This window comes from Streptomyces sp. NRRL S-244 (assembly GCF_000717915.1).
GTDB lineage: Bacteria > Actinomycetota > Actinomycetes > Streptomycetales > Streptomycetaceae > Streptomyces.
The window spans coordinates 102886-125636 of record NZ_JOCX01000008.1 but is presented as its reverse complement, the minus strand read 5'-3'; the positions used below and the strand labels follow the sequence as shown (position 1 = coordinate 125636).

The following is a 22751-nucleotide window of genomic DNA, read 5'->3' as shown; positions in this document are numbered from 1 at the left end:
GAAAAGAAAAACGGGAGGTTCGGCGTGTTCGTTGAACACGCGCTACTTGTCGACTTAGTGTCCTGTTCGGAAGAGTCCAGGGAACAGGCACATACTTAACCCTAAACTTCAGGGTTAGGGTTCGGGTCGGCGCGTTCGGACCGTCCCACATTTCGGCATCAGTCGTCGCAACGCAGGCCCGCGAGGCGGCGACACGTAACTCGAGGCGAGAGGCCTTCGACGTGGCAGCACCGCAGAACTACCTCGCAGTCATCAAGGTCATCGGTGTCGGCGGCGGTGGTGTCAATGCCATCAACCGAATGATCGAGGTCGGTCTCAAGGGCGTCGAGTTCATCGCCATCAACACGGACGCCCAGGCGCTGTTGATGAGCGACGCCGACGTCAAGCTCGACGTCGGCCGTGAACTCACCCGGGGCCTCGGCGCCGGCGCCAACCCGGCAGTCGGTCGCAAGGCGGCAGAGGACCACCGCGAGGAGATCGAGGAGGTCCTCAAGGGGGCCGACATGGTCTTCGTCACCGCCGGCGAGGGCGGCGGCACCGGCACCGGCGGCGCGCCCGTCGTCGCCAACATCGCGCGCTCGCTCGGCGCCCTGACGATCGGTGTGGTCACCCGGCCGTTCACCTTCGAGGGCCGGCGCCGCGCGAACCAGGCGGAGGACGGCATCGCCGAGCTCCGCGAAGAGGTCGACACCCTCATCGTCATCCCGAACGACCGGCTGCTGTCCATCTCGGACCGCCAGGTCTCGGTCCTGGACGCCTTCAAGTCGGCCGACCAGGTCCTGCTCTCGGGCGTCCAGGGCATCACCGACCTCATCACCACCCCGGGTCTGATCAACCTCGACTTCGCGGACGTCAAGTCCGTCATGTCCGAGGCCGGCTCGGCCCTCATGGGCATCGGCTCGGCCCGCGGCGACGACCGCGCGGTGGCCGCCGCCGAGATGGCGATCTCCTCGCCGCTGCTCGAGGCGTCCATCGACGGGGCGAGGGGTGTCCTCCTCTCCATCTCCGGTGGCTCGGACCTCGGCCTCTTCGAGATCAACGAGGCCGCGCAGCTGGTGAGCGAGGCCGCGCACCCCGAGGCGAACATCATCTTCGGCGCCGTCATCGACGACGCGCTCGGCGACGAGGTACGGGTCACGGTCATCGCCGCCGGCTTCGACGGCGGACAGCCCCCGGCCCGCCGGGACAACGTCATCGGCGCTGCGTCCACCAAGCGCGAGGAGCCGGCCCCGGCGCCGGTCCGCGCGGCCGAGCCGGTGCGCCCGGCCTTCGGCGGACTGGGCACGGTCACCCCGCGCGAAGAGCCCCCGACCCCGGTCGAGGCGGCTCCGATCGAGACCGCGGCCCCCGCGCCGCAGGTCCCGACGGCCCGGCCGTACCAGGACAGCCCGGCCGAGGAACTGGATGTCCCGGACTTCTTGAAGTGACGCTGGACCAGTACGACGAGAGCGGCGCCCACTTCGCCTTCACCGACCGGTGGGGCGGGGTGAGCGCCGTTCCGTACGAGGAGCTCAATCTCGGCGGCGCGGTCGGAGACGACCCCACCGCCGTTCTCGCGAACCGGGCGGCCGCCGCCGTGGCCCTGGGCATCGAGCCGGACCAGGTGGTCTGGATGAACCAGGTGCACGGCCGTGACGTGGCGGTGGTCTCCGGTCCCTGGGGCGCCGGCGCCGACATCCCGGCGGTGGACGCGGTGGTGACCGCACGTCGGGGGCTCGCCCTCGCGGTGCTCACCGCGGACTGCACCCCGGTCCTGCTGGCCGACCCCGTCGCGGGGGTCGCGGGCGCGGCCCACGCGGGGCGGCCCGGACTGGTCGCCGGAGTGGTGCCCGCCGCCGTGGAGGCGATGGTCTCCCTCGGGGCCGAGCCCGGGCGGATCGTCGCCCGTACCGGCCCGGCGGTCTGCGGGCGCTGCTACGAAGTGCCGGCCGAGATGCGGGCCGCGGTCGCCGAGGTGGTACCGGCCGCCTACGGCGAGACGAGTTGGGGGACCCCGTCCGTCGACGTGGTCGCCGGGGTGCACGCCCAGCTCGCGGAGGCGGGGGTGGTGAACCTGCACCGCTCGGCGTTCTGCACACTGGAGTCGCGAGACCACTTCTCGTACCGCCGTGACCGGGTGACCGGGCGGCTTGCCGGATATGTCTGGCTGGACACCGTGTCTTCCCGGGGGGCGACCCCCGGACCCCCGGTAGGAAAAGACTGATGACGGACCGTAAGTCGGAGCTCGCGGAGAACCTCGCGCGGGTGGAGGAACGTATCTCGTCCGCCTGCGCGGCCGCGGGGCGGGGACGGGACGAGGTGACGCTCATCGTCGTCACCAAGACCTACCCCGCGAGTGACGTACGACTGCTGGCGGACCTCGGGGTCCGCCATGTGGCGGAGAATCGTGACCAGGACGCCGCCCCCAAGGCCGCGGCCTGCGCGGATCTGCCGCTCACCTGGCACTTCGTGGGCCAGTTGCAGACGAACAAAGTCCGTTCCGTGGCGGGATACGCGCATGTCGTTCAGTCCGTCGACCGGCCGAAGCTCGTCACGGTGCTCTCGGCGGCCGCGCAGGGGGCCGGGCGCGAACTCGGCTGCCTCGTACAGATCGCCCTCGACGCGGAGTCGGGGGAGCGCGGCACCCGGGGCGGCGCCGCTCCGGAGCAGCTGGCCGAACTGGCCGGCCTCGTGGCCGGGGCGCCGGGACTGCGGCTCGACGGTCTGATGACCGTCGCTCCGCTCGCCGGGGCCTACGCGGGACGCGAACAGGCCGCTTTCGAGCGGCTGGTGGAATTGTCATCCCGCCTGCGCGCGGACCATCCGACTGCCACGATGGTGTCGGCCGGGATGAGCGCAGACCTGGAACAGGCCGTTGCGGCCGGTGCGACACATGTACGCGTCGGCACTGCGGTACTCGGCGCGAGACCCCGGCTCGGGTAACGTCGCGAAGAAAGTCGGACCACAGCAGAAAATATGGTCATTCCCGCTGACGGGCGGACAGACCACGTGGATCGCGGGCAGTTGGTGACTTTGGTGACACAGCGACACACCTGCGACAGGGCGATCCACCACAGAGCGGAGGATTCAGAGAATGGCCGGCGCGATGCGCAAGATGGCGGTCTACCTCGGCCTCGTGGAGGACGACCGGTACGACAACCCGGGGTACGACCCCGACGACGAATTCGAGCCCGAGCCGGAACCGGAGCGGGACCGCCGGCGCCAGCAGGCCGTGCACCAACCGCCCGTAACGGACGAACCGGTACGAGTTACCCAGCCTCCGGCGCAACGGGAACCCATCCCATTGCCGGTGGAAAACGGACGTCCTGCGCGAATTGCCCCCGTGGCATCCATCACACCTGAACGCTCGAACCTGGAGAAGAACGCCCCCGTGATCATGCCCAAGGTCGTCTCCGAGCGGGAGCCGTACCGCATCACGACGCTGCACCCCCGGACCTACAACGAGGCCCGTACCATCGGGGAACACTTCCGTGAGGGCACTCCGGTGATCATGAACCTCACGGAGATGGACGACACGGATGCGAAGCGACTTGTCGACTTTGCCGCCGGCCTCGTCTTCGGCCTGCACGGCAGCATTGAACGCGTGACACAGAAGGTGTTCCTGCTGTCGCCTGCTAACGTCGATGTCACGGCGGAGGACAAGGCCCGCATCGCGGAGGGCGGGTTCTTCAACCAAAGCTAGACCGATCCGTCAGACACGGGGCCGGGGACAGAGCGAGAGCAGGGGAGAGGGAAGCGCGGGATGGGCGTCGCACTGCAGGTGGTCTACATCGCGCTGATGTGCTTCCTTATCGTGCTGATCTTCCGACTGGTGATGGACTACGTCTTCCAGTTCGCACGTTCATGGACACCCGGCAAGGCGATGGTGGTCGTCCTTGAGGCCACCTACACTGTCACCGATCCACCGCTCAAGCTTCTCCGGCGTTTCATTCCGCCGTTGCGTCTCGGGGGCGTGGCACTCGACCTGTCCTTCTTCGTTCTGATGATCATCGTTTACATCCTCATCAGTTTCGTGAGCACCGCTGCGAGAAGCGTGTGAACGATGAGCTTCCCCGCGAGCGCGGGGACAGTCCCGATACGGTCTTGCCGACTGCCGACGACTACGTAGAGGTGAAGAAGACATGCCGCTGACTCCCGAGGACGTGCGGAACAAGCAGTTCACGACCGTCCGCCTCCGAGAAGGCTATGACGAGGACGAGGTCGATGCCTTCCTCGACGAGGTCGAGTCCGAACTGACGCGCCTGCTGCGCGAGAACGAGGACCTGCGCGCCAAGCTGGCCGCCGCCACGCGTGCCGCCGCGCAGAACCAGCAGCAGCAGGGCATGCGCAAGCCCGAGCCCCAGGACCAGCGCGGCCCCGGAGGCCCCGGCGCCCCCGTGCCCGCCGCCATATCCGGCCCGCCGGCGCAGCAGGGCCCGCCGCAGATGGGCCCGCCGCAGCTGCCGGGCGGCCAGCCGCAGCTTCCGGCCGGCCCCGGTGGACACGGACCGCAGGGTCCGGGCGGCCCGGGTCCGATGGGCGGCCCCATGCACACCATGGGTGGCCAGCAGCAGATGGGCCAGCAGGGCATGGGCCAGCAGTCCATGGGCGGCCAGAACCCGCTCGGCCAGCAGATGCAGCCCATGGGCCAGCAGATGCAGCCGATGGGCCAGCAGATGCAGCCCATGGGTCAGCAGATGCAGCAGATGCAGCAGCAGCCGCAGCTCCCGCAGCAGGGCCCCGGTGGCGACAGCGCCGCCCGCGTCCTGTCGCTGGCGCAGCAGACCGCCGACCAGGCGATCGCGGAGGCCCGCTCCGAGGCCAACAAGATCGTCGGCGAGGCGCGCAGCCGCGCCGAGGGCCTGGAGCGGGACGCCCGCGCCAAGGCCGACGCGCTGGAGCGGGACGCCCAGGAGAAGCACCGCGTCGCGATGGGCTCCCTGGAGTCCGCCCGCGCCACGCTGGAGCGCAAGGTCGAGGACCTGCGGGGCTTCGAGCGTGAGTACCGTACGCGCCTGAAGTCCTACCTGGAGTCGCAGCTGCGCCAGCTGGAGACCCAGGCGGACGACTCCCTGGCCCCGCCGCGCAACCCGGCCGGCCCGGCGCTGCCGCCGTCGCCGACCCCGTCGATGGCTCCGGCCGGAGCCATGGGCCACTCCATGAGCAACCCGTCGATGGGCGCTCCGTCCCCCATGGGCGGTCCCTCGCCGATGGGTGGCCCGTCCCCGATGGGCGGCCCCTCGTACGGTGGTCAGCAGCAGATGTCTCCCGCGATGACGCAGCCGATGGCTCCGGTGCGGCCGGCCGCTCCGCAGCCGATGCAGCAGACGCCGTCGCCGATGCGCGGCTTCCTGATCGACGAGGACGACAACTAGGCGCCGCCGGTAGGTCGGCAGTCACGGGCCGGGCCCGGTTCCCCTTCGGGGGCACCGGGCCCGGCCCGTTTCCGTACCCGGCCGCCGTGGCCGCCGTGGCCGCCGTGGCTGCCGTGGCCCGCTGCGCGGCGTGGGCCAAGCAAAACGGCCCGCACCCCCCGGCAGGGGGCGCGGGCCGCTCGGGCCGGGAGGCTACGCCTTGCGGAGGCGGAACGTCAGGCCGAGGGACTCGTCCGTGAACGGCTCGCCGTACGCGGCGTCCGCGTCGCCGGACGCGTAGTCCGTCGACAGGACCTCGTCCGCGATCAGCGCCGCGTGGTCCGTCAGGGCCGTCACGACCTCCGGGTCCGACGAGGACCAGCGCAGGGCGATCCGGTCCGCGACGTCCAGGCCGGAGTTCTTCCGGGCCTCCTGGATCAGGCGGATCGCGTCACGCGCCAGGCCCGCCAGCCGCAGCTCCGGGGTGATCTCCAGGTCCAGGGCGACCGTCGCGCCGGAGTCGGACGCCACCGACCAGCCCTCACGCGGGGTCTCCGTGATGATGACCTCCTCCGGGGTGAGGGTGATCGACTCGCCGTTCACCTCCACCACGGCCCCGCCCGAGCGCAGGGCCAGGGACAGCGCCGCCGCGTCGGCCGCGGCCACCGCCTTCGCCACGTCCTGGACGCCCTTGCCGAAGCGCTTGCCCAGCGCCCGGAAGTTCGCCTTCGCCGTGGTGTCGACCAGCGAGCCGCCGACCTCCGACAGGGAGGCCAGCGAGGAGACGTTCAGCTCCTCCGTGATCTGGGCCTGGAGCTCGGGGGACAGGGCGTCGAAGCCCACCGCGCCGACCAGGGCCCGGGACAGCGGCTGGCGGGTCTTGACGCCCGACTCGGCACGCGTGGCCCGGCCCAGCTCCACCAGGCGGCGGACCAGCAGCATCTGCTGGGAGAGGGTCGGGTCGATCGCCGAGGTGTCCGCCGTCGGCCACGTGGACAGGTGGACCGACTCCGGCGCGTCCGGGGTGACCGGGACGATCATGTCCTGCCAGACCCGCTCCGTGATGAAGGGGGTGAGGGGGGCCAGGAGGCGGGTCACGGTCTCGACCACGTCGTGCAGGGTGCGCAGCGCCGAGGCGTCGCCCTGCCAGAAGCGGCGGCGCGAGCGGCGCACGTACCAGTTGGACAGGTCGTCCACGAAGGAGGAGAGCAGCTTGCCGGCGCGCTGGGTGTCGTACGACTCCATCGCCTCCGTGACCTCGGACGTGAGGGTGTGGAGTTCCGAGAGGAGCCAGCGGTCCAGGACCGTGCGGTCCGCCGGGGCCGGGTCGGCCGCCGACGGGGCCCAGTTCGACGTACGGGCGTACAGCGCCTGGAAGGCGACCGTGTTCCAGTACGTGAGGAGGGTCTTGCGGACCACCTCCTGGATCGTGCCGTGGCCCACGCGGCGGGCCGCCCACGGGGAGCCGCCGGCCGCCATGAACCAGCGCACCGCGTCCGCGCCGTGCTGGTCCATGAGCTGGATCGGCTCGAGGGTGTTGCCCAGGTGCTTGGACATCTTGCGGCCGTCCTCGGCGAGGATGTGGCCCAGGCAGACCACGTTCTCGTAGGAGGACTTGTCGAAGACGAGGGTGCCGACCGCCATCAGCGTGTAGAACCACCCGCGCGTCTGGTCGATGGCCTCCGAGATGAACTGCGCCGGGTAGCGCTTCTCGAAGATCTCCTTGTTCTTGTGCGGGTATCCCCACTGCGCGAACGGCATCGAGCCCGAGTCGTACCAGGCGTCGATGACCTCCGGCACCCGGACGGCCTCCAGCGAGCAGCCGTCGGCGGTGCAGGTGAAGGTGACGTCGTCGATGTACGGGCGGTGCGGGTCCAGGGCGGAGAGGTCCTGCCCGGACAGCTCGCCCAGCTCGGCGCGGGAGCCGACGCAGGTGAGGTGGTTCTCCTCGCAGCGCCAGATCGGCAGCGGGGTGCCCCAGTAGCGGTTGCGGGAGAGCGCCCAGTCGATGTTGTTGTTCAGCCAGTCGCCGAAGCGGCCCTGCTTGACCGAGTCCGGGAACCAGTTCGTCTTCTCGTTCTCCCGCAGCATCGCGTCCTTGACGGCGGTGGTGCGGATGTACCAGGACGGCTGCGCGTAGTAGAGCAGGGCCGTGTGGCAGCGCCAGCAGTGCGGGTAGCTGTGCTCATAGGCGATGTGCTTGAAGAGCAGGCCGCGCGCGTCGAGGTCGGCGGTCAGCTTCTCGTCGGCCTTCTTGAAGAAGACGCCGCCGACCAGCGGGACCTCCTCCTCGAAGGTGCCGTCGGGGCGGACCGGGTTCACGACGGGCAGGCCGTACGCGCGGCAGACCGCGAGGTCGTCGGCGCCGAAGGCGGGGGACTGGTGGACCAGACCGGTGCCGTCCTCGGTCGTGACGTACTCGGCGTTCACGACGTAGTGGGCCGGAGCCGGGAACTCCACGAGGGAGAACGGACGCTCGTACGTCCAGCGCTCCATCTCCTTGCCCGTGAAGCTCTGGCCGGTGGCCTCCCAGCCCTCGCCCAGGGACTTCTCCAGCAGCGGCTGGGCGACGACCAGCTTCTCCTCACCGTTCGTGGCGACCACGTAGGTGACCTCGGGGTGCGCGGCGACCGCGGTGTTGGACACCAGGGTCCAGGGGGTCGTCGTCCAGACCAGCAGCGCGGCCTCGCCGGCCAGCGGGCCGGAGGTGAGCGGGAAGCGGACGTAGACGGAGGGGTCGACGACCGTCTCGTAGCCCTGGGCCAGCTCGTGGTCGGAGAGGCCGGTGCCGCAGCGCGGGCACCAGGGGGCGACGCGGTGGTCCTGGGTGAGCAGGCCCTTGTTGAAGATCTCCTTCAGCGACCACCACACGGACTCGACGTACTCGGGGTCCATGGTCCGGTACGCGTCGTCCAGGTCGACCCAGTAGCCCATCCGGGTCGTGAGGTCGGCGAACGCGTCGGTGTGGCGGGTCACGGACTCGCGGCACTTGGCGTTGAACTCGGCGATGCCGTACGCCTCGATGTCCTGCTTGCCGTTGAAGCCGAGCTCCTTCTCGACGGCGAGCTCGACGGGCAGGCCGTGGCAGTCCCAGCCGGCCTTGCGGGCCACGTGGTAGCCGCGCATGGTGCGGAACCGGGGGAAGACGTCCTTGAAGACGCGGGCCTCGATGTGGTGCGCGCCGGGCATGCCGTTGGCGGTGGGCGGGCCCTCGTAGAAGACCCACTCGGGGCGGCCCTCGGACTGCTCCAGGGTCTTGGCGAAGGTCTTGCTCTCGCGCCAGAAGTCGAGAACGGCGTGCTCGAGGGCGGGCAGGTCGACCTGGGCGGGTACCGGGCGGTACTGCGGCGGTGTGGTCATGAGGCTGAACTCTTCCTCCGGCGGGGTGTCACTTCCGTCCGGAGGGACGAGAGCCGCCCTCGTTTCAAGGACGCGCTGCTCCCGCGGTACCACCCTCCTTGGCCACCGGACGGATCCGGTGGCCCCCTCATTGGGGTGCGAAGCCGGTTCTACTGGCCCCACGGGAATCCGTGCGGGCTTTCTTCCGGCGGCTCAGGGGTGATCCTTCGCATCGCGCTCGCCCCCGGGCTCTCACCGTCCCCGGGTCGCTCATGGCTGCGTCCGACGCTACTCGTCCCCGTCCATGCCTTTCGCTGGGCCCAGTGTACGGGGCGGGGGCGCGCTCGGCAGACCGGTTTACGGGGGGTCGGGGCAGGGGTTTCGGCCGGGCTCGGGGGCGGGCTCGGGGGGCGGGGCCGGGAGGGTGGCGGCGTGACCCGAATGGGCCGATGGGCCGGTCCGGACTCGGGTGTGACGGGAGTGGCGGATTACCGGGCTCCCTGCTGGGCACAACGGATGCAGGTTGGCATCGATGGACGCGTGCCCCGTTGCCGCGAGGCCGGAGTCGATTTATCGTTCCGGCACGATTCGCGAGCAAGATCACAGTATGTGAAGGGGCCGCGGCCATGGTGGCGAAGAAGACCGCCGGGAGAACTGCCGAGAAGGCTGTCGGAAAGGCCGCCGGGAAGGCTGCGGCGGCCGAGGACCCGGCTCCGGCCCGGAAGAAGACGACCGCTGCCGGGAAGAAGACGGCTCTGAACTCCACGGCCAAGACGGCGACCAAGGCGCCGGCCAAGACGGCGGCCAAGGCGCCGGCCAAATCGGCGGCCAAGAAGGCGCCCGCCAAGAAGGCGGTGGCCGGGAAGACCGCCGCCGGGAAGACCTCGGCCAAGAAGGCCTCGGCCGTGAACACGACGGCCGCGGCGAAGGCGGCCACCGAGAAGGCGACCGGCGTCGGGAAGACGACCGCGAGGAAGGCCACGGCCAAGGCGGCCGGGGCCGAGGGGGCGGCGCAGGCCGCGCAACAGACGGGAGCCCGGAAAGTGGTTGCCAAGAAGAGCACCGGCACGGCCAGGAAGACGGCTGCGGCCGCCACCAGCGGTCTGCCGAAGGCCAGGGCCACCGCAGCAGCGGCCCTGGCGCCGGGCGAGCTGGCCGTACGGCCCGGCGAGGACCCCTGGACCCCGGCGGAGGTGGCCGAGGCCCGTGCCGAGCTCCAGAGCGAGGTGCTGCGGCTGCGCGACGAGCTCCAGGCCTCCGACGAGGCCATCTCGGGCCTGATGCGCGACTCCGGTGACGGAGCCGGCGACGACCAGGCCGACACGGGCACCAAGAACATCACCCGGGAGTCCGAGCTGGCCCTCGCCGCGAACGCCCGCGAGATGCTCGAACAGACCGAGCGGGCCCTGGAGCGGCTGGACGCGGGCACGTACGGGCTCTGCGAGAACTGCGGCCGGCCCATCGGCAAGGCCAGGATGCAGGCGTTCCCGCGGGCGACGCTGTGCGTGGACTGCAAGCAGAAGCAGGAGCGCAGGCACTGAGGGGGCACGGGCCGGGCTGCCGCGGCGGGCGGACCCTGACGTACTCTCGTGTCTCGTCGGGGTCCAGGGACCCGGCAGGGCCGTAGGGCCGTGCCGTGGGCAACCTGGTTCGAGCTAGTCGAGGGACTCACGTGGCAGAGGCGGAGAGCATCATCGGTACGCCGGAGGTCGGGGACGACGCCCAGCCGGAGTCCGCCGCGCCCAAGGGGCGCCGGCGGATCGTCGCGCTGCTCGTCGTCGCGCTGCTCGCCTACCTGCTCGACTTCGGCAGCAAGATGCTCGTCGTCGCGAAGCTGGAGCACCAGCCGCCGATCCGGATCATCGGCGACCTGCTGAAGTTCGAGGCGATCCGCAATCCGGGCGCCGCGTTCGGCTTCGGCGAGGCCTTCACCATCATCTTCACGTGCATCGCGGCCACCGTGATCATCGTGATCGTGCGGCTGGCCCGCAAGCTCTACAGCCTGCCGTGGGCGATCGCGCTGGGCCTGCTGCTCGGCGGTGCGCTGGGCAACCTCACCGACCGGATCTTCCGTTCGCCGGGGGTGTTCCGGGGCGCCGTGGTCGACTTCATCGCGCCCGCCCACTTCGCCGTCTTCAACCTCGCGGACTCGGCGATCGTGTGCGGCGGCATCCTGATCGTGCTGCTGTCGTTCCGGGGTCTGGACCCGGACGGTACGGTCCACAAGGACTGATCGCGGGACGGGTGCGCCGTCGAGTCCTGCATACTCGACAGGTGAGTACGATTCCCGAGATCCGCACCCTGCCCGTTCCCGATGGCCTCGAAGGCGAGCGCGTGGACGCCGCCATCGCCCGTATGTTCGGTTTTTCCCGGACGAAGGCGGCCGAGCTCGCCGCCGCGGGGAAGGTGTCGGTCGACGGCAGCGTCGTCGGGAAGTCCGAGCGCGTGCACGGTGGCGCCTGGCTCGAAGTCGAGATGCCCGCGCCGCCGCGGCCGGTCGAGCTCGTCGCCGAGCCGGTCCCGGGCATGGAGATCGTCCATGACGACGACGACATCGTCGTCATCATGAAGCCGGTGGGCGTCGCCGCCCACCCGAGCCCCGGCTGGACCGGCACCACCGTCATCGGCGGCCTCGCCGCCGCCGGCTACCGGATCTCCACCTCCGGCGCGTCCGAGCGCCAGGGCATCGTGCACCGCCTCGACGTCGGCACGTCCGGCCTGATGGCCGTCGCCAAGTCGGAGCGTGCGTACACCTCGCTGAAGAACCAGTTCCGCGAGCGGGTCGTGGACAAGCGCTACCACGCGCTCGTACAGGGCCACCCGGACCCGATGAGCGGCACGATCGACGCGCCCATCGGCCGCCACCCCAGCGCGGACTACAAGTGGGCCGTGATCCAGGAGGGCAAGCCCTCCGTCACCCACTACGACCTGATCGAGGCCTTCCGCGCGGCCTCGCTGCTCGACATCAAGCTGGAGACCGGGCGTACGCACCAGATCCGCGTGCACATGTCCGCGCACCGGCACCCGTGCGTCGGCGACCTCACGTACGGCGCCGACCCGACCGTGGCGAAGCGGCTGGGCCTGACCCGGCAGTGGCTGCACGCCGTGCGGCTCGGGTTCGAGCACCCGGCGGACGGTCAGTGGGTGGAGTTCGAGAGCACCTACCCGGCGGACCTGCAGCACGCGCTGGACGTGATCCGGGCGGAGAGCGAGTGACGGCCTTCGCCGTCCGGGTGGCCGAGGGGGAGGCCGACCTGGCGGCGTGCTTCGCCGTGCGGACCGAGGTGTTCGTGGTCGAGCAGTCCGTGCCGGAATCGATCGAGTACGACGCGTACGACGCCGTCGCGGTGCACGTACTGGCCGTGGCGCCGGACGGGGAGCCGCTCGGCACCGGCCGGCTGCTGCACGGGCCGGCGGCGCTGGGCAAGACGGGCGGCGACCCGACGGTCGGCTCGCTGGGGCGCCTCGCCGTACGCAAGGCCGCACGCGGGCTGGGCGTCGGCGTGGCGCTGGTGCGGGCGATCGAGGCGGAGGCCGGCCGGCTGGGCCTGTCCGCCGTGGACCTGGGCGCGCAGACGCACGCGCTCGGCTTCTACGAGCGGCTCGGGTACGTGGCCTACGGCCCGGAGTTCGAAGACGCGGGGATCCCGCACCGCGCCATGAGGCGCACCCTGCCGTAGCCCTGGCCGGGCGGGGACCGGTGCCGCGCGGCCGTGGCCCTGCCTCCGCGCCCCTCGACGCACCCGACTCCTGCCCGGCGGACGGCTTCGGCCGCATCGTGCCCCGTCTGCGATCGGCGTGCGGGGCAGCGTCCGGTACGGGCTCGCCCGGGTGGAGTGCCGACACGCGGATGCGGCCTTCCGACCGCGCGGCCCAGCGGCAGCGGCCTGGCAGGGTGGGGGAGTGGATCAGCTTGCTCTGCTGTTCGTACTGCTGCTCGGGGCCGTGGTCAGCGTCCCGCTCGGGGACCGGCTCGGGCTGCCCGCGCCCGTCCTGATGACCATCGGCGGGGTCGCGCTCGCGCTGGTCCCGGCCGTGCCGAACGTCGACATCCCGCCCGAGTTCATCCTGCCGCTCGTCCTGCCCCCGCTGCTCTACGCCTCGGCGCAGCGCACCTCCTGGCGGCAGTTCGCCGCCAACGTCCGGCCCATCTTCCTGCTCGCCGTGGCCCTCGTCTTCGTCACCACCGCCGCGGTCGCCGCCGTCGCGAACGCCGTCGTCCCCGGGCTGCCGCTCGCCGCCGCGGTCGCGCTCGGCGCGCTCGTGGCCCCGCCCGACCCCGTCGCCGCGACCGCCGTCGCCGGAGCGCTCGGGCTGCCGCGCCGCATGGTGTCGATCCTGGAGGGCGAGGGCCTGTTCAACGACGTCACCGCGATCGTGCTCTACCACGTGGCCATCTCCGCCGCCGTCAGCGGCAGCTTCTCCTGGCCGGACGCGCTGGGGGAGTTCGTGCTCTCCGCCGTGGTCGCCGTCGCCGTCGGGCTCGGTCTGGGCTGGGCGACCAACGCGCTCATGGGGCGGCTCGGCGACGCCACGCTCCAGATCGGGCTGACGCTGCTCGTGCCGTTCGTGTCGTACGTGGTGGCCGAGGAGCTCCAGGGGTCGGGCGTGCTGGCGGTGCTGACGACGGCCCTGTTCCTCGCGGAGTACGCCTCCGACGCGGACGACGTGCTGGGACGGCTCGCCGGGCACACGTTCTGGGAGGTCGTGGACATGCTGGTCACGGGGGTGGCGTTCGGGCTGATCGGGCTGGAGCTGCACAACGTGTTCGGCGTCGCGGCCGGCCGCGAGTGGGAGATGGCGGGGTGGGCGGCCGCCGTGACCGCGGTGGTGGTCGGCGTACGGCTGCTGTGGCTGCTGCCGGCCGGGTGGCTGGCCAAGCGGCTGCACACGCGGCGCGACTACGACGAGGAGATCCCGCTGAGCTGGCGGGAGAGCGTGGTGATGTGGTGGGCCGGGATGCGCGGGGTGGCCTCGGTGGCGCTGGCGCTGGCCATCCCGCTGAAAGTGGAGGGCGGGGCGCCGTTCCCGGGGCGGGACCAGATCATCTTCATCGCCTTCGCCGTGATCATGGTGACGCTGGTCTGCCAGGGGCTGACGCTGCCGTGGCTGGTGCGCCTGCTGGGCGTGGAGGCCGACGAGGACGCCGAGCGGGAGACGGAGCGGCAGCTGGCGATCCGCGCGGCGAAGGCCGCGAAGCGGAGGCTGAAGGAGATCGAGGAGGTGGAGGACCTCCCGGAGGACCTGGTGGAGGTGCTCTACCGGCGGGCGTACGACGTGGGGGCCAGGATCAGCCCCGAGATGGTGGACGAGGAGCGGCGGGAGGCGTACGCGAAGCGGGTGGAGCGGATCCGGGACGTCCAGCGGATCCAGCGGGAGATGATGTCGGCGGCTCGGCACGAGGTGCTGGCCGCGCGCAGCGAGCCCGGCGCGGACCCGGAGATCGTGGACCGGGTCCTGCGCCACCTGGACGTCCGCAGCCTGCGCAGTAGTTAGCGGAGTCCGGCCCGGCCGCTCAGACCTGGTAGCGGGACGGGGCGAAGAGGTCCAGGTTCGAGGCGATCCAGTCCGATGTGCGGGACAGCCCCTCCGCCAGCGGGACCTGCGGCTTCCAGCCCGCCCAGTCCCGGGCGCGGGAGTTGTCCGACAGCAGGCGGTGGACCTCGCTGCCCGCCGGGCGCAGGCGGGACGCGTCCACGACCACCTCGGCGTCCCGGCCCGAAGCCTCGATGAGGGCCCGCGCCAGGTCGCCGATCGAGATCTCCTCGCCCGTGCCGAGGTTGACCACCTCGCCCAGCGCCCGGTCGCATTCCGCCACCGCGAGGAAGCCCTCCGCCGTGTCCGTCACGTACGTGAAGTCCCGGGTCGGGGAGAGCGAGCCCAGGCGGACCTCCCGCGCGCCCGCGTGCAGCTGCGCCAGGATCGTCGGGATCACGGCCCGCGCCGACTGCCGGGGGCCGTACGTGTTGAACGGCCGGACCACCGTCACCGGCAGCTCGAACGCGTGGTGGAACGACAGCGCCATCATGTCCGCGCCGATCTTCGACGCCGAGTACGGGGACTGCGGCTGGAGCGGATGCGATTCCGCGATCGGGGCCGTCAGCGCCGTGCCGTAGACCTCGCTCGTGGACGTGTGCACCAGCCGCCGCACCCCGTGCCGGCGGCAGGCCTCCGCCATGTTCTCCGTACCGGTCACGTTCGTCTGCACGTACGCGCCCGGCGAGGCGTAGCTGTACGGGATCCCGATCAGCGCCGCCAGGTGGAACACGGTGTCGCAGCCCTGCACCGCGTCGCTGACCCGGCCCGCGTCGCGGATGTCGCCCGCCCACATCTCCACCGGTCCCCCGGGATCCGCGAGGTACCGCGCCAGGTGGCCCTTCTCCGCGTACGGCTTGTAGTGGACGAAGGCGCGGACCCGGGCGCCGCGCGCCACCAGCAGGTCGACCAGGGTGGACCCGATGAACCCCTCGGCTCCGGTGACCAGGACCGTGCGGCCGGCCCAGGGGTTCACGGCGTTCGTCTGCGTGTTCACATGTGCTCCAGGGTGGGGGAGGGGACGAAGCCGGCCACGCGGAGGACCTCCGCGGCCAGCAGTTCGGCGGCCCGGGCGTGCGGGCCGGGGTCGGCGGCGCCGGCCATCGCGGCCAGCCGGGCCGGGTCGGCCAGCAGCGGGCCGAGCAGCACCGTCAGCTGGTCGGCGGTGGTCGCGGCGTCCGGCAGCAGCAGGCCCGCGCCCGCGTCGACGAGGACCCGGGCGTTGTGGGTCTGGTGGTCGCCGGGGGCGTGCGGGTACGGGACGAGCACGGCCGGGACCCCGGTCGCCGCCAGCTCCGCGACCGTCGCGGACCCGGCCCGGCACACCACCAGGTCGGCGGCCGCGTACACGAGGTCCATCCGGTCCAGGTACGGCACGGCCCGGGCGATCCGCTGCCCGTCGCAGGCGGCGAGATCGGCGGCGGTGTCGGGCAGCGCCCGCGGCCCCGTCTTGATCAGCAGCTGGACGTCGTCCCGCCCCTGCCAGAGCCCGGCCAGCCCGACGGCGGCCGCGGTGAGGCGGGCGGCGCCCAGGCTGCCGCCGTTGAAGACGACCAGGCGGCGCCCGTCGGGGACGTGCAGGGCCCGCCGGGCCTCGGCGCGCAGGGCCGCGCGCTCCGGCCGGGTCAGCCCGGCCAGCCGCGCGAGGGCCGCCGCGATCGGCATTCCGGTGGTCAGCGCGTGCGCCCCGCCCGCCAGATGGGCCCGGCTGCGCTCGAAGGCCACGGCCATGTGCGGGGTGAGCCGGGCCGCGAACTGGTTGGCGCGCCCGGGCACCGCGTTGGACTCGTGGATGACGGCCGGCAGCCCGGCCATCCGGGCCCCCAGCACGGCCGGCGCGCTCGGGTAGCCGCCCATGCCCACGACGGCGTGCGCGCCCTGGGCCCGGATCACCGAGCGCGCCTGCCCGGCGGAGCGCAGCAGCGCGGCGGGCAGCAGGTAGCGCTTCGCGCCGAGCGAGGGGTCGAACGGGATCATGTCGACGGTGTGCAGGCGGTACCCGGCGGCCGGGATCAGCTCGGTCTCCAGGCCCCGCTCGGTCCCGATGAACGAGACCACGGCATCCGGGACGGCCGCGCGCAGCGCCTCGGCGAGGGCGAGCCCGGGGTAGATGTGGCCGCCGGTGCCGCCCGCGCCGATCACGACGGACAGGGGCGGAATTCCTTGCGCGTCTCGTGTGCCTCGTATGCCTTGTCTGGTCATGGGCGCAGCCTTCCGGTGCGCCCTAAGAACGTTCTAAGAGGTCGTTTTATCCCGCTGTTTCATCCCGTTATGGGGTGGTTCGTGGATTTCTTGGGTCGCGCCAGGAGATGGTGTTCTCGCCGGTGAGGCGGCGAGCCATGAGGTCGGTCATGGCGATGTGGATGATGGCTTCGGAGCGGGTGGGCAGGGTTTCGTAGTCGCGGGCCAGGCGGCGGTGGAGCATGAGCCAGCCGTAGGTTCTCTCGACCGCCCAGCGTTTCGGGATCGGGGTGAAGCCCCTGGTCCCGGGCTTGCGGGCGGTGATTTCCATGTCGATGCCGAGGGTGGCGGCGTGCTCGACGAGGTGCTGGCGGTAGCCGCCGTCGACCCACACCTTGCGGATGCCGGGGTGGTCGGCGGCGACGCGGTCGATGAGGCGGGTGCCGGCGACGGAGTCCTGGACGCTGGCCGCGGTGACCAGCACTGTGAGGAGGAGGCCGAGCGTATCGGTGATGATGCTTCGTTTGCGGCCCGCGATTTTCTTGCCGGCGTCGATGCCCTGGCTTGCGGCGGGGACGCTGGTGGAGGTCTTGACGCTCTGTGCGTCGATCACGCAGGCGGAGGGCTCCGCGTCCCGTCCTTCCTTCTCGCGGAGAAGTTGTCGTAGAAGGCCGTTGAGCTGGGCAAATATCCCCTCCTCCGCCCATCTGGCGAAGTAGCCGTAGACGCTTTGGTGCGGCGGGAAGTCATGCGGGAGGTAGGCCCACTGGCAGCCGGTGCGGTCCACGTAGAGGATCGCGTTCATGATCTCGCGCAGGTCATGCCGCGGTGGCCGGCCGAAGTCCAGAGCCCGGCCGCGGCGCTCGAAGCGCCACGCGGACAGTACCGGCTCGATCAACTCCCAGCGCGCATCGGACAAGTCACTCGGATACGGACGTCGCGTCGTCATGAATCCGGCGTACTGCCACGGACCGAGTGCGCCCAGGCGCACAGCTGCGACACCAGAAGCACGGGCCACCAACGGCCGGACATCCTGGAATGAGACGGGAACAAGACCCATCCCGCCCCACCGGTCACCCCACCCGGCCCACAGTCATCAACTGCATATGTGGCCACGACCGCACCACGACCGACCATCTTGAAATTCACATCAAAACAGGACGGTCAAGGTTAAAACGACCTCTAAGAGGTTCTCTCAGAACTCTTTGGCAGGCTTTGCCCCATGAGCAGCACGAGCAGCACGACCGGTACGAGCGGTACGAGTGCGCAGCGGATCCTGGTCGTGGACGACGAGCCCGAGGTACGGGCCGCCGTCCAGGACGGGCTGGCCGTCGAGGGGTACGAGGTACGGGGAGCCGGCGACGGGCTGGCCGCGCTGTCGGAGGTCGCGGGCTGGCAGCCCGACGCGGTGGTGCTCGACGTGATGATGCCCGTGCTCGACGGGCTCGGGGTCTGCCGCCGGCTGCGGGCCCTGGGCGACCGTACGCCCGTACTCGTCCTGACCGCGCTGGACTCGGTGAGCGAGCGGGTCGACGGCCTGGAGGCGGGCGCCGACGACTACCTGGTCAAGCCGTTCGCGCTGGACGAGCTGGTGGCCCGGGTCCGGGCCCTGCTGCGGCGGGCCGCGCCCGATCCCGCCGGTACGGCCGTACTCGGGTTCGCGGACCTCGTACTGGACCCCGAGACGCGCACCGGCAGGCGCGGCGGGCGGCCGCTGGAGTTCAGCCGGACCGAGGCGGCGCTGCTGGAGCTGCTCCTGCGCCACCCCGGGCAGGTGCTGCCGCGGGAGCTGATCCTGGAGCTGGTGTGGGGGCGGGACTTCGGACCGGACTCCAATTCCCTCGCCGTGTACGTCGGCTACCTGCGGCGGAAGCTGGAGGCGGGCGGCGAGCCGCGGCTGGTGCACACCGTCCACGGGGTCGGCTACCGGCTGGGCCCGGCGTGAGTGCCGCCGGGCGGGGCCGGCGCCGGCTCGGGGCGCCCTGGCGCAGACGCCGGCCGCTGCGGACCCGGCTGGCGCTGGCGGTCACCGCGGCGGTGGCGCTGGTCGCGGTCGGGGTGTGCACGGCGGCGTTCTTCGTCGTACGGAGCGCCCTGTACGAGCAGCTGAACCTGAGCCTGACCCAGTCCGCGCGGCTCGCGGCGCAGCGCAACCCGGACTCCGGACCGGACACCCTGGCCGGGGAGTGCCGGTTCCTGGCGGCGCCCGCCTGCGCGGAGGTGGTGCCGGCCGACCCGGCGAACGACCCGGCGACCGCTTACCTGCTGCCGGTGGACGGCGCGACGCGGGCGGTGGCGGCGGGGCGGCACGCGCCGTTCTACACGGACATCGTGCACGCGGGGCACCCGACGCGGATGCTCACCACCGACTACGCGAAGGGGCGGGCGCTCCAGGTGGCGCTGCGGGCCGACACCGTCGAGGACGGGATCGAGGAGGCGGCGTGGTGGCTGGGGCTGATCGGCGCGGCCGGGGTGCTGGTCGCCGCCGGGCTCGGGTACTGGGTGTCGCGGACCGGTCTGGCCCCGGTGACCCGGCTCACGGCCACCGCCGAGCGGATCGCGGCGACGCGGGACCCGCGGCACCGGATCGAACTGCCGCCGCCGGGGAGGGAGGACGAGATCACACGGCTGGCCGGGAGCTTCAACACCATGCTGGGCGAGCTGGAGCAGTCGGTGACGGCGCAGCGGCGGCTGGTCGCCGACGCCTCGCACGAGCTGCGGACCCCGCTGACGGCCCTGCGGACCAACGCGGAGCTGCTGGCGCGCGGGGAGCGGCTGACGGCGGAGCAGCGCGAGCGGGCTTCGCTCGCGCTGGGGCGGCAGCTGAGGGAGGTGACGGGGCTGGTGAACGACCTGATCGAGCTGGCCCGGGACGAGGAGCCGCAGCCGCTGGTGGAACAGGTACGGCTGGCTCCGCTGGTGGAGCACTGCGCGGAGGCGGCCCGGGCGCACTGGCCGTCGGTCCCGGTGCGGGTGCGCGTCCGGGGGGCGGAGGCGGTGGTGGTGCCGGGGGTGCCGGCGCGGCTGACCCGGCTGGTGTCGAACCTGCTGGACAACGCGGCGAAGTTCAGCCCCGCGGGGGCTCCGGTGGAGGTGGAGCTGGTGTCGCCGGGCTCCGCCGGCGGCCGGGCGGAGCTGACGGTACGGGACCACGGGCCCGGCATCGAGGCCGAGGACCTGCCGTACGTCTTCGACCGCTTCTACCGGGCCGGCGCGGCGCGGGCCCTGCCGGGCTCGGGGCTGGGGCTCGCGATGGCCCGCCAGATCGCCCGGGCACACGCCGCGGAGCTCGTGGCCGAGCCGGCCCCGGGCGGCGGCGCCCTGTTCCGCCTGACGTTCTGACCCTGGCCCTGCCCCTGCCCTTGGCTCTGCCCCTGGCCCCCGCCCCTGGCCCCCGCCCCTGGCCCGGGTTCCGGCCGTCAGGACGCTTCCGGGCGCGGGTCCGCCGGGGAGGTGGCGATGCGGGGCAGGGCGTACGGGTGGTGGGCCAGGAGCCAGGTGATCAGGCGCTCGCGGACCTGGCAGCGGACCGTCCAGATGTCCGTCGCGTCCTTCGCCGTGACCACCGCCCGGACCTGGATGGTGTGCGGGGTCGTGTCCGTGACCGCGAGGCTCGCGGTGCGTCCGTCCCATTCCGGGATCTCCTCCAGGATCCCCTGGAGCTGCTCCCGCATCAGGTCCAGCGGTGCGCTGTGGTCCAGGTGCCAGAAGACCGTTCCGGTCATCTGGGCGCCGCCGCGCGACCAGTTCTCGTACGGCTTCCCTGTGAAATACGACACAGGCATCGTGATCCGCCGCTCGTCCCAGGTGCGGACGACCAGGAAGGTCAGGGTGATCTCCTCGACCGTCCCCCACTCCTTGTCCACGACGACCGTGTCCCCGATCCGCACCGTGTCGCCGAAGGCGATCTGCAGTCCGGCGAACAGGTTGCCCAGCGAGGACTGGGCCGCGATGCCCGCCACGATGCCGAGCACGCCCGCCGACGCCAGCATCGAGGCGCCCACCGCCCGCATCGGCGGGAAGGTGAGCAGCATCGCCGCCACCGCGACCACCACGACCACCGCCGTGACCACGCGGTGGATCAGCGTCACCTGGGTGCGGACCCGCCGCACCCGGGCGCCGTCCGGGTTCCGGGCCGCGTAACGGGCGTACGAGGAGTCCACGACCGCCGTCGCGATGCGCACCAGCAGCCACGCCGCCGACCCGATCAGTACGAGGGTCAGGGCGCGGCCCACGGCGAAGACGTACTGCGGCGCGATTCCCATCCGCCGGTGGGATCCGTACAGCAGCGTCGTGCACAGTACGAGTTGGAACGGCAGGCGGCAGTGGCGCAGCAGCCCCCACAGCGGGGTCTCGCTGTGCCGGGCGTCGGCGCGGCGCAGCAGCAGGTCCAGCAGCCAACCGGCGAGCAGGGTGACGACCAGGGCGCCGCCGACGACGGCGATCGGGCGCAGAACGGTGTCCGTGTCCATGCACGTCAACGTAACCGGAACGAGCCCTCGGCCCCTCCCGTTCGACGAATGGCACGATGGGGTGCATGAACATCGTGCTCTTCCATTCGACGTACGGGCTGCGGCCCGCGGTGCACGCGGCGGCCGACCGGCTGCGCGCGGCGGGTCACCAGGTCCAGGTGCCGGATCTCTTCGAGGGGCGCACCTTCGAGACCGTCGAGGAGGGCATGGCACACCGGGACGAGATCGGCCGCGACGAGCTGCTCAAGCGCGCGGTGCTGGCTTCCGCCCCCTACTCCGACCAGGGCCTGGTCTACGCGGGCTTCTCCTTCGGCGGCTCCGTCGCCCAGCACCTGGCCCTGGCCGACGAGAAGGCGCGCGGGCTGCTGCTCCTGCACGGGACGGCGGACCTGGAGGAGGACACCGCCGTCGACGAACTGCCGGTGCAGCTGCACATCGCGGATCCGGACCCGTTCGAGCCGCACGACTGGTTGACGGCCTGGTACCTGCGGATGCGGCGCGCGGGTGCGGACGTGGAGGTGCACCGCTACCCGGGTGCCGGGCACCTGTTCACGGATCCGGACCTCGACGACTACGACGCGGAGGCCGCGGAGCAGACCTGGAAGGCCGCGCTCGCCTTCCTCGACTCCCTGTAGGAGCGGGCTCGGGCGCGGGCCCGGGGAAAACGGTGAGGGGCGGGGCACGAACCGCGTGCCCCGCCCCTCGACGCTTCACGCGGTGATCAGCCGCGGTACGCGCTCCACATGCTCTTCATGCGGGACACCTGGCCCGCGGTGAACTGGTACATGCAGGAGTCGTACGTGTAGTCCATGAAGTTGTGGATCGGGTCGACGCCCGTCTTGTTGGTGCAGCTGTCACGGCCGGTCGGGCACTCGAACGCGGCGCTCTTCTCGGCAGGGGTGTCGGAGACGGAGTCACCGCTGCCCGAGCAGCCGCCCTGGAAGGTGTGGTAGAGGCCCATCCAGTGGCCGACCTCGTGGGTGCCGGTGTCGCCCTCGTTGTAGTTGGCGGCGGAGCCGCCCGGCAGCGAGGTGTTGAGGATGACCACGCCGTCCATCTTGGGCTGCGAGGCGTAGGAGCTCGGGAAGGTCGCCCAGCCGAGCAGGCCGCCGCCGAGGTTGGCGGTGTAGAGGTTGAGCGCGTTCGCGCCGCCCTTGCGCAGGGCGTTCTTCATGTCCTTCTCGGCCTGGGTGCCGTCCGAGACGTTGTACCAGGCGGCGTTGTCGGTGTAGTCGGTGGAGACCAGCGAGAACTGGTAGCCCGAGTCGACGTTGCCGGTGCCCTTGCCGCTGTACGCGGCGTTGAGGACCGCGATCTGGTTGTTGACGTCCGTGGCGGTCAGCTTGCCGGCGGTGCCGGAGGTGATGACGTGGACGTAGACCGGGATGGTCGTCGCGGCGGTGACCTCGGCGGCACGCATCTGGCGCTGCGGGCCGAGCTCGGCGCTCTTCTTGGCCAGGTCGGCGTCCATGGCCTTGACCTGGGCGTCCGTCACCTCGTTGGGGTCGGCCGCGTGCTGGTCCTTCGGGCGGGCGACCCGGGCGTTGGCGGAGGCGGTGCCGGCGTCGGCACAGGCCTCGGCGCCGGTCTTGGGCGCCGCAGCCACGGTCGTGGGGGCCGTGAGCGGGGCGAACGCCAGGGTTCCGGCCAGAACGGCCGTACCCATGAGGCGGCGGCGGAGCATGGGGGATATGCGGGCGGAGGCGCGCACGTTGACTCCTCGCGAAGCGTGGTGGGGGGTGAGGGATTTCCTCACGCTGGCGCGAATCTTATGTGTCCATGTCATGCACTGAGCAAGCCCTTTACGTAAAAGATTTGTTGCTTCTGATGCGGAAGGGGCGCCTGGTCTGCACCGGACGCCCCTCCGCACAACAGAATTGACATACAGTCA

20 protein-coding genes are annotated in these 22751 nt (G+C 71.7%); 14 read left to right on the top strand and 6 right to left on the bottom strand.

Features of this window, described 5'->3' with window-relative positions:
* Window positions 1–221: 221 nt before the first annotated feature.
* From ftsZ to IF02_RS0111625, 6 genes are all read left to right on the top strand, one after another.
* Window positions 222–1427, top strand: a complete 1206-nt coding sequence (gene ftsZ / locus IF02_RS0111650; RefSeq protein WP_030155996.1) for a cell division protein FtsZ — start codon at window positions 222–224, stop codon at window positions 1425–1427.
* Window positions 1424–2203, top strand: a complete 780-nt coding sequence (gene pgeF / locus IF02_RS0111645) for a peptidoglycan editing factor PgeF (protein WP_030155994.1) — start codon at window positions 1424–1426, stop codon at window positions 2201–2203. The genes ftsZ and pgeF overlap by 4 nt, the downstream gene beginning before the upstream one ends.
* A complete protein-coding gene (locus tag IF02_RS0111640; protein ID WP_030155992.1) occupies window positions 2203–2922 on the top strand; it encodes a YggS family pyridoxal phosphate-dependent enzyme in 720 nt (239 codons plus the stop codon). Before pgeF ends, IF02_RS0111640 begins: the two co-directional genes overlap by 1 nt.
* A 151-nt stretch (window positions 2923–3073) precedes the next feature.
* Complete coding sequence (locus IF02_RS0111635; protein WP_030155990.1) at window positions 3074–3682, top strand: cell division protein SepF; 609 nt, start codon at window positions 3074–3076, stop codon at window positions 3680–3682.
* Between the two features lie 60 nt (window positions 3683–3742).
* Window positions 3743–4039, top strand: coding sequence for a YggT family protein (locus IF02_RS0111630; RefSeq protein ID WP_030155988.1), 297 nt, complete (start codon window positions 3743–3745; stop codon window positions 4037–4039).
* An 82-nt stretch (window positions 4040–4121) separates the two neighbouring features.
* Entirely contained in the window at window positions 4122–5354 is a 1233-nt protein-coding gene (locus IF02_RS0111625) for a DivIVA domain-containing protein (protein WP_030155986.1), read from the top strand.
* A gap of 192 nt (window positions 5355–5546) precedes the next feature.
* On the opposite strand, the gene ileS is transcribed toward IF02_RS0111625, so the two are convergent.
* On the bottom strand, window positions 5547–8693 hold the full coding sequence (ileS, locus tag IF02_RS0111620) for an isoleucine--tRNA ligase (protein WP_030155985.1): 3147 nt from the start codon (window positions 8691–8693) through the stop codon (window positions 5547–5549).
* A gap of 605 nt (window positions 8694–9298) precedes the next feature.
* Here ileS and IF02_RS34315 point away from each other — a divergent pair.
* The 5 genes from IF02_RS34315 (at window position 9299) to IF02_RS0111595 (ending at window position 14168) form a co-directional block, all read left to right on the top strand.
* Window positions 9299–10213, top strand: coding sequence for a TraR/DksA family transcriptional regulator (locus IF02_RS34315; protein ID WP_030155983.1), 915 nt, complete (start codon window positions 9299–9301; stop codon window positions 10211–10213).
* A 131-nt stretch (window positions 10214–10344) separates the two neighbouring features.
* Window positions 10345–10905: a signal peptidase II gene (gene lspA, locus IF02_RS0111610; protein WP_030155982.1), complete on the top strand. Its 561-nt coding sequence runs from the start codon at window positions 10345–10347 to the stop codon at window positions 10903–10905.
* Between the two features lie 41 nt (window positions 10906–10946).
* Window positions 10947–11888, top strand: a complete 942-nt coding sequence (locus IF02_RS0111605) for an RluA family pseudouridine synthase (RefSeq protein ID WP_030155981.1) — start codon at window positions 10947–10949, stop codon at window positions 11886–11888.
* Window positions 11885–12352 (top strand): GNAT family N-acetyltransferase, encoded by a 468-nt coding sequence (locus IF02_RS0111600; protein ID WP_030155980.1) that lies wholly within the window; start codon window positions 11885–11887, stop codon window positions 12350–12352. The genes IF02_RS0111605 and IF02_RS0111600 overlap by 4 nt, the downstream gene beginning before the upstream one ends.
* A 223-nt stretch (window positions 12353–12575) precedes the next feature.
* Entirely contained in the window at window positions 12576–14168 is a 1593-nt protein-coding gene (locus tag IF02_RS0111595; protein WP_030155979.1) for a Na+/H+ antiporter, read from the top strand.
* Window positions 14169–14187: 19 nt separating this feature from the next.
* On the opposite strand, the gene IF02_RS0111590 is transcribed toward IF02_RS0111595, so the two are convergent.
* The 3 genes from IF02_RS0111590 to IF02_RS0111580 all read right to left on the bottom strand — a co-directional run bounded on the left by IF02_RS0111590 (window position 14188) and on the right by IF02_RS0111580 (window position 17337).
* The gene (locus tag IF02_RS0111590) at window positions 14188–15204 is read right to left on the bottom strand and encodes an SDR family NAD(P)-dependent oxidoreductase (protein WP_030155978.1); all 1017 of its coding nucleotides are present in this window, start codon (window positions 15202–15204) and stop codon (window positions 14188–14190) included.
* Window positions 15201–16409: a UDP-N-acetylglucosamine--N-acetylmuramyl-(pentapeptide) pyrophosphoryl-undecaprenol N-acetylglucosamine transferase gene (locus IF02_RS0111585; protein WP_051696151.1), complete on the bottom strand. Its 1209-nt coding sequence runs from the start codon at window positions 16407–16409 to the stop codon at window positions 15201–15203. The genes IF02_RS0111590 and IF02_RS0111585 overlap by 4 nt, the downstream gene beginning before the upstream one ends.
* A 67-nt stretch (window positions 16410–16476) precedes the next feature.
* A complete protein-coding gene (locus tag IF02_RS0111580; protein WP_030155975.1) occupies window positions 16477–17337 on the bottom strand; it encodes an IS5 family transposase in 861 nt (286 codons plus the stop codon).
* A gap of 273 nt (window positions 17338–17610) precedes the next feature.
* Here IF02_RS0111580 and IF02_RS0111575 point away from each other — a divergent pair, with 273 nt between their 5' ends.
* A complete protein-coding gene (locus tag IF02_RS0111575; protein WP_051696150.1) occupies window positions 17611–18333 on the top strand; it encodes a response regulator transcription factor in 723 nt (240 codons plus the stop codon).
* Window positions 18330–19730, top strand: coding sequence for a sensor histidine kinase (locus IF02_RS0111570; protein WP_030155971.1), 1401 nt, complete (start codon window positions 18330–18332; stop codon window positions 19728–19730). Before IF02_RS0111575 ends, IF02_RS0111570 begins: the two co-directional genes overlap by 4 nt.
* A 77-nt stretch (window positions 19731–19807) precedes the next feature.
* Here IF02_RS0111570 and IF02_RS0111565 read toward each other — a convergent pair whose 3' ends face one another.
* On the bottom strand, window positions 19808–20860 hold the full coding sequence (locus tag IF02_RS0111565) for a mechanosensitive ion channel family protein (RefSeq protein WP_051696149.1): 1053 nt from the start codon (window positions 20858–20860) through the stop codon (window positions 19808–19810).
* A 56-nt stretch (window positions 20861–20916) separates the two neighbouring features.
* Between IF02_RS0111565 and IF02_RS0111560 the strand changes: the two genes are divergently transcribed.
* The gene (locus IF02_RS0111560; protein WP_030155968.1) at window positions 20917–21495 is read left to right on the top strand and encodes a dienelactone hydrolase family protein; all 579 of its coding nucleotides are present in this window, start codon (window positions 20917–20919) and stop codon (window positions 21493–21495) included.
* Between the two features lie 86 nt (window positions 21496–21581).
* On the opposite strand, the gene IF02_RS0111555 is transcribed toward IF02_RS0111560, so the two are convergent.
* Entirely contained in the window at window positions 21582–22526 is a 945-nt protein-coding gene (locus IF02_RS0111555) for a zinc metalloprotease (RefSeq protein WP_030155966.1), read from the bottom strand.
* Between the last annotated feature and the right edge of the window lie 225 nt (window positions 22527–22751).